Source organism: Rhodococcus sp. MSC1_016, from assembly GCF_023667485.2.
Classification (GTDB): domain Bacteria; phylum Actinomycetota; class Actinomycetes; order Mycobacteriales; family Mycobacteriaceae; genus Rhodococcus_F; species Rhodococcus_F oxybenzonivorans.
This window is the reverse complement of record NZ_JAMOZI020000002.1, coordinates 383,794-398,190: the sequence shown is the minus strand read 5'-3', so window position 1 is coordinate 398,190 and position 14,397 is coordinate 383,794. Positions and strand designations below refer to the sequence as shown.

Genomic DNA, 14,397 nt, shown 5'->3' with positions numbered 1-14,397 from the left:
GCGTGAGCGGGCCCGGACCGGCACCGTCAACCCCGGCCCCCTCCCACCGCCACATTGGGTGTGACGCAGGACACTCATGCGGTGTGGGAACCTTCCAGGCGGCCGGAGCCTCCAACTACCAGAACACACGCCCCCGCCCGGCGACACCGACAACCGGACACGCACAACCAGCGGGGGGCGAAAAACAGGGAAGGGACCGAGAAAAGACGATGAGGACCACCATGTGGAGGCCGGCCGCGGCTGTGCTCGCCGCCGCCGTGCTGTTGGCCGGCTGCGCCAGTACCGACGACGCTCCCGCCGAACCCACCGGTAAATCCGGCGGCGACACCGCCCAAACCGCGGAGGTCGATCCGGCCGCCCTCGACACCGGTGACTACCCGATCACCCCGGCCCCGGAGTTCGGGCGGGCCACCCAGGAGACGATCCTCGACGTCGACGGGCAGCGGCTCGCCGAGTTCACCGTCGTCCCCTTCGAGATCGACCCCGAACTGACCTCGGTGAAGATGCCCACCATGGTGATGCGCAGCGGCAAGAACCTCGGTGTCGTCCTCAGCGACGCCGCCGGCGACATCGCCCACAACCATCAAATGCTCTACGGCTACGTCTCCACCGCCACCACCCCCACCACGAAAACCACCGACCCGTCCCGATCCGTCGTGCAAGCGGTGATGCGGTTCAACAACCCCGACGACGCCGCCGCCACCGCCCGCGAGATCCACCAGAACCTGCTCACCGTCGACGACGGCACCGGCCTCGAGACCGCCGAGAACATCGACATCCTGCCCAACACCCTCGTCTCGACCGGCCAGACGAACTTCTCCGCCGGCCCCGAGGTCTCGGTCAACGCGTTCACCCCCCACGGGAACTACCTGCTCTACACCTGGGCGAAAGCCCCCGCCGCCGAAAAGGACTGGACCGCGCGAGCCGTCGCGAAGGCCCTGTCCGTGCAAGAACCGCTGATCGACCAGTTCCCGGCCACCCCGACCCGCGCCCAGAACGGGGGCCAGTCCCCGGAACTGCCCATGATCGACCAGGACAAGGTCCTCATCTACGCCATCCCCGAAGACGACGCCCAAGCCCAGCTCGGCGACGACATGGCCGCCTACGGCCCCCGCGGCATGGCGCACCGCTCCACCAACCCACCGCTGACGTACAAGGTCCTCACCGCTGCCGGGTCCGAGCACAACGCCGTCTACAAAACGTCGGTCTACCGGGCCAAGGACGACGCCGGCGCCCAGAACATTCTCACCGAATTCCACAACGATCTGCTCGCCGAGGGCTTCATCACCGCTCCCACCCCGCCCGGTCTGCCCGACGCCAAGTGCGTCACCAAGGACACCGTCAACGGCACCCAGGACTATTGCATGGTCGCCAACGGTCGCTACGTCGGTGAAGCCAGCGGCACCGACAACAAAAAGGACGTCGATCAGCAGATCTCCGCCCAATATTTGATCCTGGAGCACGCCGACCAGGACGCCGAATAACCCCACCGGGCAAGCCCTGTCCGCCGGCACCGCCCCGTCCCGTCCCCGTCCTCCAGCTGCACAGGTCGGTCGCCGACACCGGGGCGGTCCTCGGCGAACCCGGTCCCGCGCTGAACGCCTCGATCACTGGCCTGCCAATGCACCTGACCGGCCACACATCCGCACCATCAGCAGAAATCCACCCAGGCAGGGAGAACCCCATGAAGAAGCTCATCGCCAGTGCCGCACTGTTGGCCGGCGTCACCTCGGCCGGCCTCGCGCTGGCGCCGGCCGCCTCGGCCCTCGACACCGGGGGTCAGTACAACCAGTGCAGCGGCCTCCACGACGGCAGCACCTGCTGGTCGCAGGAGCACGGCGTCTTCCAGCACCTTGACCTCGACGGTTTAGAGATGGGATACAAGCACAACTGATGTTGCACGAGTAGATGATTCGCCGGGGACGGCGACCGCGGGCTCCGCGGCGGCCGTCCCCGGGTTTCCCGCTCTCGCCGCCGCCGTGGATCGGATCTCCCGACGGTGCTACCCAGGCCGGGGCTCGGCATTGTCCCGGAACTCATAACCCCGACACCGGACACCGGACCATGGTGTGAGCTCCCGCAGACGGGCGCAGGACCGGAACTCATCGTGTGTGGGTGATGGGCTGTTGCCGAGGCGTGTGTGCGCGACCGTTTCGTGGGAAGTACACTCAACGACGTTCGCAGAGCATCCCCGCAAATTTTGCACTGTTGAACGCCCACCGTGTCCAGCGTCCCCCCGACCTGGACACCCGCGCCCCAGTGCCACCCCCGGCGGATTCCAGCGGTCGTCGCAACACGCATGGTTTGGTGAAGCATAGTGCTGCTCGTGAAATTTCGTTCGCGTACGCATCATCGTCATACATCCCGACTGGCGCACGCTTGGCGGGCACTTCGAGTGCTTCCGCGCACGGTTCCCGGTTGCGGATGGTTGAGGGCTATTACCCCAGTGCGCGTGGCCGCACCCCTTGCGGGCGAGTAGTCACCTTCGAGGGCAGCCAAAGCCTGAATGCTTCGGCCGTCGCTTCCTGCAGAGTCGTCCCACGGGTGGCTACTTCGATTTTCACCTGCTGCAGCAAGTCTGGGTCCAAGCGGGCGGAGAACTGCGCACGCGTCGTAGCACCTACGGACGTTGGAGCAGACCTGGACGAAGTCGTCGGTTCGAGTGATCGGGTGGCATGCTCGATGAAGTAACCGATCTTCCTGTGGAACTCGCTGGCGTGCTCGTCCTTCAGGTCGATTTCGTACTCGACACCGTTGACCGCGAAGGTGATCTTCTCACCATCGTCGCCGAACACTGTCCCGTCGATGTCGTCAACGAGTTCGACAACCCTCTTACGAGCCACAGTGCCCCCCGATTCCTCGTGTATGTCTCGATACAGTTTTAGCGCACAGTACTGGGAGCTGCGCGAAAAGGGGGTGAACGTCGTCGAGCGCCCGGTCCGTCCGCCAAAGCGGTGTTGCCGTCGCTACCCGATCGCCAGCGAAGTCGGTTCGGTAAGGCGTCGGAAGATGCCATGGCTTGGGCCGATCAGTGTGGCGAGTCGTTCCGCCGGGGTGTCCCATCCGAGGACTTTCCGGGGCCGATCGTTGAGCTCGGCGGCGACTTCGTCGAGGTGGGCACGGGTGTGGCCGGACAGGTCCGTGGCCTTGGGAAAGTACTGCCGCAGAAGCCCATTGGTGTTCTCGTTGGTTCCTCGCTGCCAGGGCGAGTGCGGCTCACAGAAGTACACGGGTATGCCGGTGGCGGCGGTGAATTCGTGGTGGCGGGCCAGCTCGGAGCCCTGATCCCAGGTCACCGAGCGCGCCAGCTGCGCCGGAAGCCCCTCCATCATGGCGATGAGCTCGTCCCGGACGATTTCCGGAGACCGCCCGCAGGGTAGGTGTAAGAGCATCACGTAGCGGCTGACCCGCTCGACCAGGGTCCCCATCTGGGATCGTCCGTCCTTACCGATCACCAAATCCCCCTCCCAGTGACCGGGTACGAGCCGGGCGGCGACCTCGTCCGGACGCTGGCCGATCATCACCATCGGCGCCACGAACCGGGGTCTGCGTGCCTGGGCCTGGCGGCGCGGCCGGCGCATGGTGCGACCGGTCCGCAGGAGGGGTTTCTTCCCGCGGGTCAAGCCGCCGCGGGCGGGCTGGTAGACCGCCTGGTAGATGGTTTCGGGTGCAAGATGCATGTCGGTGAGGTGCGGAAAGTCTCGGCGCAGTCTGTACACGATCTGCTCGGGACTCCAGCCCTTGCCGAGATGTCGTTGGATACGTCGCCGCAGCGTGGGGTACTTGATCAGTTTGGCTGTCTTGGGGCGTGGGCGGCGTGCGCCGGCACGTTGCTGGGCGGCATAGGGTCGGTACTGCCCATCGGACGGGTCACTGTTGCGGCGGATCTCCCGGCTGATCGTCGAGGGGCTCCGGTTCAACTCGGTGGCGATCGATCGGATCGAGGCGCCTTCCCGGAGCCGGTCGGCGATACGGATGCGTTCGGTAGTGCCCAGGTACCGGCCCGACTCGGTGTGCAGGGAGGATGTTGTTACCGGCGGAGCTCCCGGGTGGCCGCCGGACGGTTTGTGTCCGTTGCGCCACCGCTTGCCGGTGCGGTAGTTGATCCCGACGATTCGGCAGGCCTCTTGACTGCTCACGCCCTTGTTCACGAGATCAAAATAGGCGCGCCGTTCCCGATGCAAGGTCTCGCCACGCGAGGGACCCCGTTGCTTGCGTATTTCGAATTCCATCGCCACCCTGAACTGTCGGGTGTTGCGACGACCGATGGAACCCAAGCCCCCGGTGCTGGGGCGCATTGCGTTCCATCGACCAACAACCTCCGACGCTCGGTCTTCCTATCCCGAACCAGCGTCGGAAAATCCCTCGCGGAGAATGACAGCGATGACCGAGACCGCCACCAGCATGGGCCGCGTCCCTGTCGGCGATCCGATCCCCCTCCGCTTCGATCCGCAGACCAAGCAGCGACTCGACGAGGTGGCCGGCGGGATCGGGCCGCGTCGCTTCGGCGCCCTGGTGCGGGTGGCCGCCCACCGCCTCCTCGCCGACCCGGACCGCGTTCCCGCCGCACTCGATGAGTACCGCCGCGTCTCCGCCGCCGCTCGGAGCCTCCCACGGGTGGAAATATTCTTCGACCTGGATCCGGCGACCGACCGGCGCCTCGAGGAGCTGGCCCGGGCCCATCACACCAAACGCAGCGCGATCGTCCGGGTCGCCGCCCACCGATTCCTTCACGCGGCGGGCCGATTCCGCCCCCACGTGCTTCGTGAGGACGCTCGCGGCGATCTCACCTGCCGAACCCGCCTGCACGTCAACCGCTGCACGCTCGACCGGTTGGACCGGCTCACCGGCCGCAACGGTGACGTCCTCACCGCCGCCGCGTTGCGGGTCGCACTGCGCCGCCTCCTCGACGACCCGGGCGATCTCACCACCGACCTGGCCGCGTTCGGGGCGGTCCGCGACCTGGCACCGGAAGTCTTCGGCCTGCGCACGAATGTGCACTTCGACGACGAACTCCGCGATCAGCTCGACGCCCTTGCGCGCCAACTGGGGTCCGATCGGGCTGAACTGATGCGCCTGGCCGCCCACCGGCTCCTGGCCCATCCGCGGGACCTCGAGCAGGCGGTGACCGACGAGATCTACCGGGGGGAGTCGAACCGCGGTCAGCTCCTCGCCCGCAACGAACGCCGCAAAACCACCATTACCGCCGCCACTATGCCCGTGGTGAAGACGCCGTCACCGGCGGGGCGCCCGTTCGGGAGGCCGCACTCGTTCCTGGTGGACGAGGACACCAAACGCCGACTGCACGAGCTCGCCGACGAGTACGGGCCCCGCCGGGTCTCGGCGCTGGTGCGGGTCGGGATCCGCCGACTCCTCGACAACCCAAGCAACCTGACGGCCGACCTCACCACCGTTGCCCCCGTGCAGGATCTGCGGCCCGAGCCGCCCAAGGCGAGGATCGCTGTCGCCCTCGATGACGAGCTCCTCGTGCATCTCGATGCTCTCGCCGGCCGGCTCGGCTCGACCCGGCAGGAACTGGTGTATCTGGCCGCCACACGCATCCTTCGCCAGCACACCGGCATCGAAACCCTGATGCTCGACGAGATGTACCGGGCTCCGGGCAACCGGCAGAAACTCATCACCAGACATGCCCGCCGCGAGCGAAGACGCCGAACACGCTACGGCGATGGTGCGTGACCTGCGAGAATGTGTGTGGGTCGGGCCCGCACCACCGGAGGATCCCATGTCCCGGTTTCTGCGCCCGGCCCTTATCGCGACCACGGCGGCCGCGGACCTCTCCCTGACCGCGGCACCCGCACACACCACCGCCTGTTCCGAGTGGATGCGCACTGCAGTACTTCGCGATCGGTGCCATGTCGACGTGCGATTCCGGGACGGTGAACACCCATCAGGTGGAGCTACATTGCCAGCTACTCGGTGCGTTCCCCTATATGCACTTTCCTGTATGGGGACCCGAGGCCCCATATCCCTGCCCTCCATTGCGCTGTGCCCACCCCTCCACCTCGGGCTCGGCCCCACCGTGCACACCCGATAGCCATGCTCTGCCCTACGGAAATGACACTCCCAGGACCTGTTCCCCCGGTGAAGCGCGACCGCCAGTAGGGTTCGGTCCTGCTGTGAAAGAAAACATGAGATCGGGGAACTGTGGCGCGCAAGGTAATAGTCGAACTCGTCGACGACATCGACGGCACCATCTTCGGTGACGGAGAAGGGGAGAACATCACCTTTTCCGTCAACGGGGTGGACTACGAAATCGACCTGAAAGACAAGCACGCCAACAAGTTCCACAAGCAGATCGGGTACTTCATCGACTACGCCACGCGCACCGGTGGCCGCAAACGCCGCTCCGACCGCCCCGTCGTTCCCGTCGTTGGCGACGTTCCGGGGCGGCGGCGCGGGGAAGTCAAAGAGTTCCGGGCGTGGGCGGCCGAGCAGGGTTACGACATCTCTTCCCGCGGCCGGATCCCCGCCGAGGTCGAGCAGGCGTTCCGCGACGCCCACTAGAAAGCCCGGGGAAGATGAGGCGGTCGCTGCGTAATCCCTGGTACCGGGCGTCGATCAGGACGGCCGCGAGTGCCCACTGGCTGACCATCGGTAGCCGGGGCCTGCGCGGGATGACCGGGGAACCAGTCGAACTCGACGACACCGAGGCCGCGACCGTGCTTGCCGCCCTGGTGGAAACCACGGGCGGGCGCTGGCCCGCGCGACCGTCACGCATCACCGGGCTCCTGGTCCGCCTGGACGTCGCCGGCCACCATCCCTACATGGCCGAGGTCATCCACACATTGGCCACTGATCCGGGATGGCCGACACGTGCCCGCGAGATCGCCGCGACCTCCGCGGACTGGTAGCGCCGAAACGGAGATCTACGCAGCAAGCTGCTGCGCAAACGGGCAGGAAGAGGGTGAGGACATCACGGTCGCGGTCCTCGACCCCCAGGCCGGGTTGGCGGCGATCAACCAGAACGGCTTACTGGCCGGATGCGCCTGGCGTGACTACCGAGACTCCGGCATCACTTGCACGAATATCTGGTCGGCACTCCGACTCGGCGGGGGTGCGGTATCGGTGCCGACAGGGGAAAGACGAACACGCCGTCATCCCGGGTTAATGGGCCACACCACCGGACGATAACCATCGATGCCACAGGCACTCTCGCCAACCTGGGATAGGCGCAGGATCGTGTCGAGACCCTCCTCGACGGCTTCTCAGGCGCAGTCCCGGCAGACCCGATGCTAGCCATCGGTGGGGTGACTGCGGTGATGGACCAGGAAGCAAGTGGTGCAGGTGAATTAGTTTGTCCGGCGCAGTTCGGATGAGGGTGACGGTGAGTTCATTGTGGGGCAGGTTGGTGCCGGGCAGCTCGAAGGAGTCGGCGGTGGGGTGTCCTCGACGTCCACGACGGGGTCCTGGGATTCTTTCCGACGGGTCGTCTGCTGTTCGAGAGATCTGTCCGTCTCGTCGGATTCGGTGACGTCTGTCCGTAGTCGGGCGCCATGACTGCTTTCCTCATGCTCTGTGTGTGTTCGGACCCGCCAGGTCAAAATGGACATACGACCGGTCAACCTCGGAGTGTTCGTCTACGGTCCAACCCGCCTATTATTCAGCGTATGGACGACATGGTGTCGAGTGAGTCGACTGATTTATTGCCCGTGCGTGAGCAGCAGCGACGGATGACGCGTCAGCGGATCGTGGTGGCCGCACGGCAAGTCTTTGAAGAGCATGGGTACGGACAGGCGTCCATTGGGGACATTGCTAAGGCGGCACAGGTCAACAGGGCGACCTTCTATCTGCATTTCGCAAAAAAGGCCGAAGTTTTCATCGAGGTGTACGAAGTTGTCCGGCGCCAGCAGAGTGTCCGTTACTGGTCGCTTCTTGGTGAAGCGCTGGTGCGCGGCACTGAGGCGGCGGTCCGCGAGTGGCTCGACCTCGCGCTTGTCTGGTGGGAAGACCAATCGCCCCTCTTGCCTGCGATTCACGAAGCGATGGCTAGCGATCTCGACGTGGCTGCCCGGTGGAAGTATCAGCTCGACGAGCTGGCGGGCGAGTTGAACGAGTACCTCGCCGCGTTCCCCGAAGACCGTCGCGAGAAGCAGCGGTTGCGTGTCGAGCTGCTCATGGTGCAGCTCGACCAACTCTGTTTCCGGGCCATCGTGCAGAAGGTCCTCATCATGGAGAGGGAAGCGCTGCTCGACGTCGTGGCGAGTCTGTGGAGGGATGCTCTAGGTCTGAAGTAATGCATGTCAGGCGTCAGGTTGACGCTTGACTCGACACCCTGTCGCCCTTAGTCTCTGATGAGACCTGAGTCACTCGCGCATTTCGTGTCGGGTGTCAGATCAGGTCGGACGGTTGTGGCCTGCAGACCGGGCTCTGCCTGCGTTCGTCGATGGGATCGACACGCCGCCAGGGAAGGGCATCATCTGCCACCGGTATGCCCTAGCCGTCTGCGACGACTTGGGAGCTTCAGATGTCCTCGATTTCCAACTCGGCCACGCCGCCTCCGGCGCTGATGCGGCGCGTGACATTCGCCGCTGCCATCGGGAACACCATCGAGACCTACGACTACGCGGTCTACGGCTTCTTGACTATCGTCCTTGCGAAGTTGTTCTTTCCGGATTCCCAGCCGGGCGTCGCCCTGTTGTCGGCGTTCGCGGTGTTCGGTGTGGCATTCGTGGTACGACCCCTTGGTTCGCTGTTGTTCGGGTCGATCGCCGACCGGATCGGGCGCCGGCCTTCCCTGGTGGCGACCTTGGTCCTGATGGCGCTTGCGACAACGGCTATCGGCCTGCTGCCGACGGCCGCATCCGTCGGAGTCTGGGCGCCAATCTTGTTGGTGGGGTGCCGATTGCTGCAGGGGCTCGCCGCCGGTGGGGAGTACGGCACCGCGATGACCTACGCCGCCGAGTTCACCCCGCAGCGCAAGCGGGGGGCGATGACCAGCCGGGTGCAGATCGGTAGCGTGGCGAGCCTGTTGCTGGCCGCGGGGATGGTCCTGCTGCTCAATGCGATCCTGACGCCCGCGCAGATGGAGACGTGGGGATGGCGGATCCCGTTCCTGATCGCCTTGCCGCTCGGCCTGATCGGATTGTGGATCCGGGCCACCCTCGAGGAGTCACCGGAATTCCGGGCTCTCGAGCAGCGGGGTGCGGTCACCTCCTCACCCGCCAAGGAGTCGTTCGCCAAGCACTGGCGGCTCATCGTTCTCGTCTTCGGCATCGCGGCGTTTCAGCAGATCGGCTACTACGTTGCATTTACCTACGCGCAGTCTTACATCATCCAGCTGGGCTTCACCCAGAAGCAGGCCACCTTGGCGACGGTGATCAGCATCGCCGTTGCCATAGTGCTTGTCGCTGTGGGCGGACCCCTGTCGGACCGGTGGGGGCGGTGGCCGATGCTCCTGTGGCTCTCTGCGGCGATGCTAGTGCTGGCCTACCCGCTCTTTGCGGCCCTGTCGTCCGCGACGAGCCTTGCCGCGGTGGTCTTTTTCACTGTGTTGCTTGGCGTGGTGCCGGCGCTGTACACCTCGGTAGCGCCCGCCACCTACATCGAGGTCGTGCCCGCCAGGGTCCGGGCCACGGTCTTTGCGGTGGGGTTCGCGCTCGCTGCAGCGCTCCTCGGCGGCCCTGCGCTCTACGTCAGTCAATTCCTCGTACGGTTGACCGGCGACAACCGGGCGCCGGCGTACTTCTTGATGTTCGGCGCGTTGGTTAGTCTCGTCGCTGCTCTGGTCGTGCGGCGCCAGCGTCCGCAAGTCTTGGCGCCGGACCTTGCAGTCGCCGCAGCGGACGGCGCGCCTACGGCTCGCTCGCAGCAAGGAGTGTGATCGTGTTTCTCGCTGACCTAGCGGAGCAACTCGATGCCCTGGCGCCACAGCTGACCCCCGATCTACTCGACCAGGCTGGTACCTGTTTGCTCGATGCCCTCGCATGCGCCTATGGCGGACAGGATCTTCCATGGGTGAAGCAGGCCCGGGCGGTCGCTGGCGCGGGTGATACCGGTGAATGCACGATCTGGGCGAGCGGCGGCCGCAAAGCGGGAGCAGCGGATGCGGCGTTCGCCAATGCTGTCGGCAGTCATTCGGTGCTCCATGAGGACACTCACGCCGAGAGCCGTGTGCATCCCGGGACTGTCGTGGTGCCCGCGGCGCTCGCGATCGGGGAACGGACCGGCTCATCGATGGTCGATGTCCTCCATTCGATTGTGGTCGGGTATGAAGCAATTGCTCAGGTGGCGGCGACAATGATGACTGACGAGTTCATCGCGCGCGGGTGGCGGGCCAGTAGCGTTTTCGGTCCCTTCGGCGCTGCCGCAGCGGCCGCCCACCTGTTAAGGCTGGACAAGATCAACACTGTTCACGCCCTCGGGCTGGCTGCCACCTTCTCTGCAGGCATCTGTCAGTGGGCCGAGGACGGCAGCACGGATGTCTTCTTCCAGAAACGCGAACGCCGCCCGCGCCGGCCTTGTCGCGGCATTGCTGGCCCGCGAGGGTGCGACTGGGGCCACGTCAGCGGTGGAGGGCACGTACGGCCTGCGGCAGGCGTTCGGCGGAATCCGAAACGATGTCGACAAACCGAAGATTCGGCTGGACCGGATGGCGGTATCGGCAACTTTTTTCAAGGCCTATCCCTCATGTGCGCTCACCCAGGATGCAATTGACGCCGCCCGGCAGCTTGCCGAGCACGGGGTCGGTTCCGGTGCAATAGTCGGCGGCACGATTCACACCTCCGGTGCCGCGGCGCGATATCCGGGATGCGACAACGCGACAACCCTGACAGCAGCGATCTCCCGGCAGATGAGCTTGCAGTTTACGGTCGCCGCGGCGCTGACCGATGGCACCGTCCGTCCACATCGTTATTCGGAACCGTTGGACCCCGGCATCGCGGCGTTGGCGCAGCGTCTTCGGGTGGTGGTCGATCCGGTTGCCGACCTCGCTTTTCCCGACCGCAGAATGGCGCGGGTGGAGCTTCGGCTGACAGAGGGCCGGACCGTGTCGGCTACCAGTCGTCCTGACACGAACTTGGCCGGGACTGCCGTAGCAGGGAAATTTCATGACTATTCGGCCCAGGTGCTGGGCGCCGATGTGGCCGCGGTGGTGGCATCGGTCCGGAATCCCGATGGCTGCCGCGATGTAGCCGAATTCGCGTCTCTTCTGTCCTGAAAAGCGTTACCGAACAGAGGTATACGCAATGGGAGGACGGCCGGTGCTTCAACGCGCGTAGAAGCCTTCGGCTCGCCCCTTCGGGTCGACATACTGCTGCTTGACTCGACAGGGTGTTGTCTCTAAAGTGAGTGAGAGCTAGTGGCGAGGGTTATGCACCGCGCCAGGCAGGAAAGAGTAAGGCAATGCACTTATCAGTCACACTCCGGATCGATTGCTGTACCGGGTGACACTTCACCGCCGCCGGTCGCCTCACGTACAGGGGTGGCCCCGCATTCCCAAGGCGGGCAGTGCGTCAGGCGGCACCACGGTGAGATCCGCTGCGTCGCTGCATAGCCGGCCCGGGATGCCGGTGATGCGCTGCCCACGGCTCTCGGTAACGAGTTTCGCCACGGCGGGGCGGCGAGCAAGCGTGAGCGCACCCGTAACGACCTCGCCGAATCGGACCAATCGGTATAGATCAACTGCACCACAACGAATTTCACGATCACAACAAGAAGGCGGGTAGTGGTTCCGGGCAGGGTGCCCGGTCTATCGAATCGCCGATCCGAGACCGGAGCGATTGCTTCGCTCGGACGTCATCGTCGACCCGCGCAAGCCCTGACGCCGCCCACGGCTGGCCCCTCAAAGATGTAAGGACGGACATGACCACTGTGACGACAACCGACAGCACCCGGGCCGCCACCTTCCCGGCGACCGTGACACGGCTGGCGGAGCTTTACGGCGATCGGGAAGCTGTGGTTGCCCCCGAAGGGCGGGTCACCTTCGCCGAGTTGGCTCGGCGCTGCGACGAGATCGCCGGCGCCTTCGCGGCCGCCGGGCTCCGGCACGGGGAGCGAGTCGGCATCTTGCTGCCCAACGGGCTGCGCTGGCTGGTGGCGGTTCTCGGCGCCCAACGGGCAGGCCTGGTGGCAGTCCCGATCAACACCTGGTACCGGTCCAGCGAGATGGCACACCTGATCGGCACCGCGGAACTGCGGATGATCGTGACCGACGAGCACGTATTCGGCAAGGACATCCTCGCCGAACTCAGTGCGGCCGGACACGGGAAGATCTTCGACCCGGGCCGATCCGACGACGGCTATCGGGGGGCACTGTTCTGGCCCGCAGCCCAGCCGTTCCCTCCCACCGCAGTGCGCGGACCGGTGCCGGCGCCGAACGTTGTGTCGGCTGAGGACGTCGCCATGATTCTCTTCACCAGCGGCAGCACCGCATTGCCGAAACCCGTTCCGCTCGAGCACGGCAAACTCCTGCGCAACGGCCGGGCCATGGGTGAATGCATGGACCTGCGCCCGGGTGACCGGCTGTGGCTCGCTATGCCCCTGTTCTTCGGGTACGGCGCGTGCAATGCCGTCCCGGTCGCACTGACCCACGGGGTGACCCTCTGTCTCCAGGAGAAGGTCGAGGGAGACGCCGCACTCGAGTTCATCGAGCGCGAACGCTGCACAGTCTTCTACGGTCTCGCGACGGCGGTCCGCGCCTTACTCGCCGCACCGAGCTTCGGGCGCAGGGATATATCGTCACTGCGAACCGGGCCAGTGGGATTCAACGCAGAGGATAAGCGGCTGGCCATCGATGGCCTCGGGATCTCCGAGGCGTGCAGCGCCTACGGACTGACGGAGTCGTATGGCTTCGTCACCATGACCGACGCCCACGACCCCCTCGATATCAAATTGCACACCCAGGGAACGGTATTGCCAACCCAGCAGATCCGCATCATCGACAACACCGGAGTGGAGTGTCCACCCGATGTTACCGGCGAAATCGAGATTCGGGGCTGCGTGATCGACGGCTACCTCGGCTCGGAGGAGGTCAACGCCGGCACCCACTCCGAGGATGGGTGGTTCCGGACCGGGGACCTCGGGGCGATCGATACCGACGGTCGCCTCATCTTCGGTGGGCGCTGGAAGGAAATGCTCAAGATCAAGGGCATCAATGTAGCGCCCCTCGAGATCGAAGGCATCGTCTCCGGCCATACCGACATCAACCAGGCCTATGTCATCGGGCTGACCACCACCGAAGGCGACCAGGAGATGGCCTGCGTCGTCGTCCCCGAGAACGGTTCCGTACCCGACGAGGACGGGTTCATCCAAGGGCTTACCGAGTACATCCGGGGCCGCGCCGCGAGCTACAAGGTGCCCGCCCGGTTCGTGGTGATGGACTCGGGGTCGGTGCCGCAGACGGACACCGGCAAGGTCAGCAAACTGAAGTTGCGTGAAATGCTCGAGGCCGCACGATGACTCGAACTACCGCGCGGGCAGGCCGCGTTCGGCGCACCCCGGATTTCGCCGAGCTGCCCACCCTGCCCGGCCGCGACGAGCGCCACGCCTGGGACGTCTGGGGTCGCGACGACGAGATCGGTACGTTGAACCTCATCGGTCCCGAGCAACGACTCTCCGCCACCCGCACAGTCCGGACCGGCGACATGCTCTCTCTGACACTCCCCTTGGACGAACCGGATCCTGGTCTGTTCGACGAGCGTGCCCACTACCGCCACATCATCGACGACACCGTGGCCGGACACGACGACAAACTCGATGACTTCTACCTGCAGTGCTCGTCGCAGTGGGATGGATTGCGCCACATCAAGGCCGGTCGGCACGGCTACTGGGGCGGCCGACAGGAGTCGGACCTCACCAGCACCGATGTGCTCGGCATCGACCGCTGGGCAGAGCACGGCTTCGGCGGCCGGGGAGTCCTCGTCGACATCGCACAGCACTCAGATGTCCACGGCGCCCCGTTGCTAATGGACCAACCGGTAGAGATCACCGCCGCGATGCTCGACGAGGCCGCCGCGGCTCAGGGAACGACCTTCGAATCCGGCGACATCCTCGTGGTCCGAACAGGCTGGACCGAGTGGTATCGGGCCTTACCCCACGAGCAGCGGATGCGAATGCGCGGCACGATCGGCGCCGGATTCGCCTGCCCCGGCCTGGAGTCCAGCAGGGACATGGCCGGTTACCTGTGGGACAACGAGTTCGCAGCGGTCGCCGTCGACAACGTCGGAGTCGAGGTGTTCCCCGTCAACCGCGACAAGGGTTTTCTGCACCGCCGGCTCATCGCCCTGCAGGGAATGCCGTTGGGGGAGTTGTGGCACCTACGCCGCCTCGCCGAAGTATGCGCAGCCCGCAGGTCCTACGAGTTCCTGCTCGTCTCCGGGGTGCTGCCGCTGCCACGCGGCGTCGGAAGTCCGGCCAACGCCCACGCGATCGTCTGACACC

12 protein-coding genes and 1 pseudogene are annotated in these 14,397 nt (G+C 65.5%); 11 read left to right on the top strand and 2 right to left on the bottom strand.

The window, feature by feature from the left end; translation table 11 throughout:
• The first annotated feature begins 209 nt into the window (after positions 1 to 209).
• A complete protein-coding gene (locus tag L1080_RS34155) occupies positions 210 to 1,484 on the top strand; it encodes a DUF7373 family lipoprotein (protein WP_250776685.1) in 1,275 nt (424 codons plus the stop codon).
• A 200-nt stretch (positions 1,485 to 1,684) separates the two neighbouring features.
• Entirely contained in the window at positions 1,685 to 1,894 is a 210-nt protein-coding gene (locus L1080_RS34150) for a hypothetical protein (protein ID WP_250776686.1), read from the top strand.
• Between the two features lie 544 nt (positions 1,895 to 2,438).
• Here the strand turns inward: L1080_RS34150 and L1080_RS34145 are convergent.
• Together L1080_RS34145 and L1080_RS34140 are read right to left on the bottom strand one after the other, a co-directional pair.
• Positions 2,439 to 2,843, bottom strand: a complete 405-nt coding sequence (locus L1080_RS34145) for an Lsr2 dimerization domain-containing protein (RefSeq protein ID WP_250776687.1) — start codon at positions 2,841 to 2,843, stop codon at positions 2,439 to 2,441.
• A 123-nt stretch (positions 2,844 to 2,966) separates the two neighbouring features.
• On the bottom strand, positions 2,967 to 4,139 hold the full coding sequence (locus tag L1080_RS34140) for an IS30 family transposase (RefSeq protein WP_374435721.1): 1,173 nt from the start codon (positions 4,137 to 4,139) through the stop codon (positions 2,967 to 2,969).
• A 244-nt stretch (positions 4,140 to 4,383) separates the two neighbouring features.
• Here L1080_RS34140 and L1080_RS34135 point away from each other — a divergent pair, with 244 nt between their 5' ends.
• The 9 genes and pseudogenes from L1080_RS34135 (at position 4,384) to L1080_RS34095 (ending at position 14,393) form a co-directional block, all read left to right on the top strand.
• The gene (locus L1080_RS34135) at positions 4,384 to 5,697 is read left to right on the top strand and encodes a ribbon-helix-helix domain-containing protein (RefSeq protein WP_250776688.1); all 1,314 of its coding nucleotides are present in this window, start codon (positions 4,384 to 4,386) and stop codon (positions 5,695 to 5,697) included.
• A gap of 468 nt (positions 5,698 to 6,165) precedes the next feature.
• Positions 6,166 to 6,525, top strand: a complete 360-nt coding sequence (locus L1080_RS34130; RefSeq protein ID WP_250776689.1) for a histone-like nucleoid-structuring protein Lsr2 — start codon at positions 6,166 to 6,168, stop codon at positions 6,523 to 6,525.
• A 14-nt stretch (positions 6,526 to 6,539) separates the two neighbouring features.
• The gene (locus tag L1080_RS34125) at positions 6,540 to 6,872 is read left to right on the top strand and encodes a hypothetical protein (RefSeq protein ID WP_250776690.1); all 333 of its coding nucleotides are present in this window, start codon (positions 6,540 to 6,542) and stop codon (positions 6,870 to 6,872) included.
• 756 nt (positions 6,873 to 7,628) lie between these two features.
• Positions 7,629 to 8,255: a TetR/AcrR family transcriptional regulator gene (locus L1080_RS34120; RefSeq protein WP_250776691.1), complete on the top strand. Its 627-nt coding sequence runs from the start codon at positions 7,629 to 7,631 to the stop codon at positions 8,253 to 8,255.
• A 230-nt stretch (positions 8,256 to 8,485) separates the two neighbouring features.
• Positions 8,486 to 9,841: an MFS transporter gene (locus tag L1080_RS34115; RefSeq protein ID WP_250776692.1), complete on the top strand. Its 1,356-nt coding sequence runs from the start codon at positions 8,486 to 8,488 to the stop codon at positions 9,839 to 9,841.
• Positions 9,838 to 10,377 (top strand): annotated as a pseudogene (locus L1080_RS34110) (MmgE/PrpD family protein); the annotation flags it as partial. The gene L1080_RS34115 and the pseudogene L1080_RS34110, both read left to right, overlap by 4 nt.
• A 61-nt stretch (positions 10,378 to 10,438) precedes the next feature.
• Positions 10,439 to 11,176: an MmgE/PrpD family protein gene (locus tag L1080_RS34105; RefSeq protein ID WP_250776694.1), complete on the top strand. Its 738-nt coding sequence runs from the start codon at positions 10,439 to 10,441 to the stop codon at positions 11,174 to 11,176.
• A 644-nt stretch (positions 11,177 to 11,820) separates the two neighbouring features.
• Positions 11,821 to 13,416 (top strand): class I adenylate-forming enzyme family protein, encoded by a 1,596-nt coding sequence (locus L1080_RS34100; protein WP_250776695.1) that lies wholly within the window; start codon positions 11,821 to 11,823, stop codon positions 13,414 to 13,416.
• Positions 13,413 to 14,393 (top strand): cyclase family protein, encoded by a 981-nt coding sequence (locus L1080_RS34095; protein WP_250776696.1) that lies wholly within the window; start codon positions 13,413 to 13,415, stop codon positions 14,391 to 14,393. Before L1080_RS34100 ends, L1080_RS34095 begins: the two co-directional genes overlap by 4 nt.
• Positions 14,394 to 14,397 lie beyond the last annotated feature (4 nt).

Coding starts and splice junctions, on each gene's coding strand:
- L1080_RS34120 (WP_250776691.1), top strand. CDS start 7,629: ATGGACGACATGGTGTCGAGTGAGTCGACTGATTTATTGCCCGTGCGT.
- L1080_RS34100 (WP_250776695.1), top strand. CDS start 11,821: ATGACCACTGTGACGACAACCGACAGCACCCGGGCCGCCACCTTCCCG.
- L1080_RS34095 (WP_250776696.1), top strand. CDS start 13,413: ATGACTCGAACTACCGCGCGGGCAGGCCGCGTTCGGCGCACCCCGGAT.
- L1080_RS34155 (WP_250776685.1), top strand. CDS start 210: ATGAGGACCACCATGTGGAGGCCGGCCGCGGCTGTGCTCGCCGCCGCC.
- L1080_RS34135 (WP_250776688.1), top strand. CDS start 4,384: ATGACCGAGACCGCCACCAGCATGGGCCGCGTCCCTGTCGGCGATCCG.
- L1080_RS34125 (WP_250776690.1), top strand. CDS start 6,540: ATGAGGCGGTCGCTGCGTAATCCCTGGTACCGGGCGTCGATCAGGACG.
- L1080_RS34150 (WP_250776686.1), top strand. CDS start 1,685: ATGAAGAAGCTCATCGCCAGTGCCGCACTGTTGGCCGGCGTCACCTCG.
- L1080_RS34115 (WP_250776692.1), top strand. CDS start 8,486: ATGTCCTCGATTTCCAACTCGGCCACGCCGCCTCCGGCGCTGATGCGG.
- L1080_RS34105 (WP_250776694.1), top strand. CDS start 10,439: ATGTCTTCTTCCAGAAACGCGAACGCCGCCCGCGCCGGCCTTGTCGCG.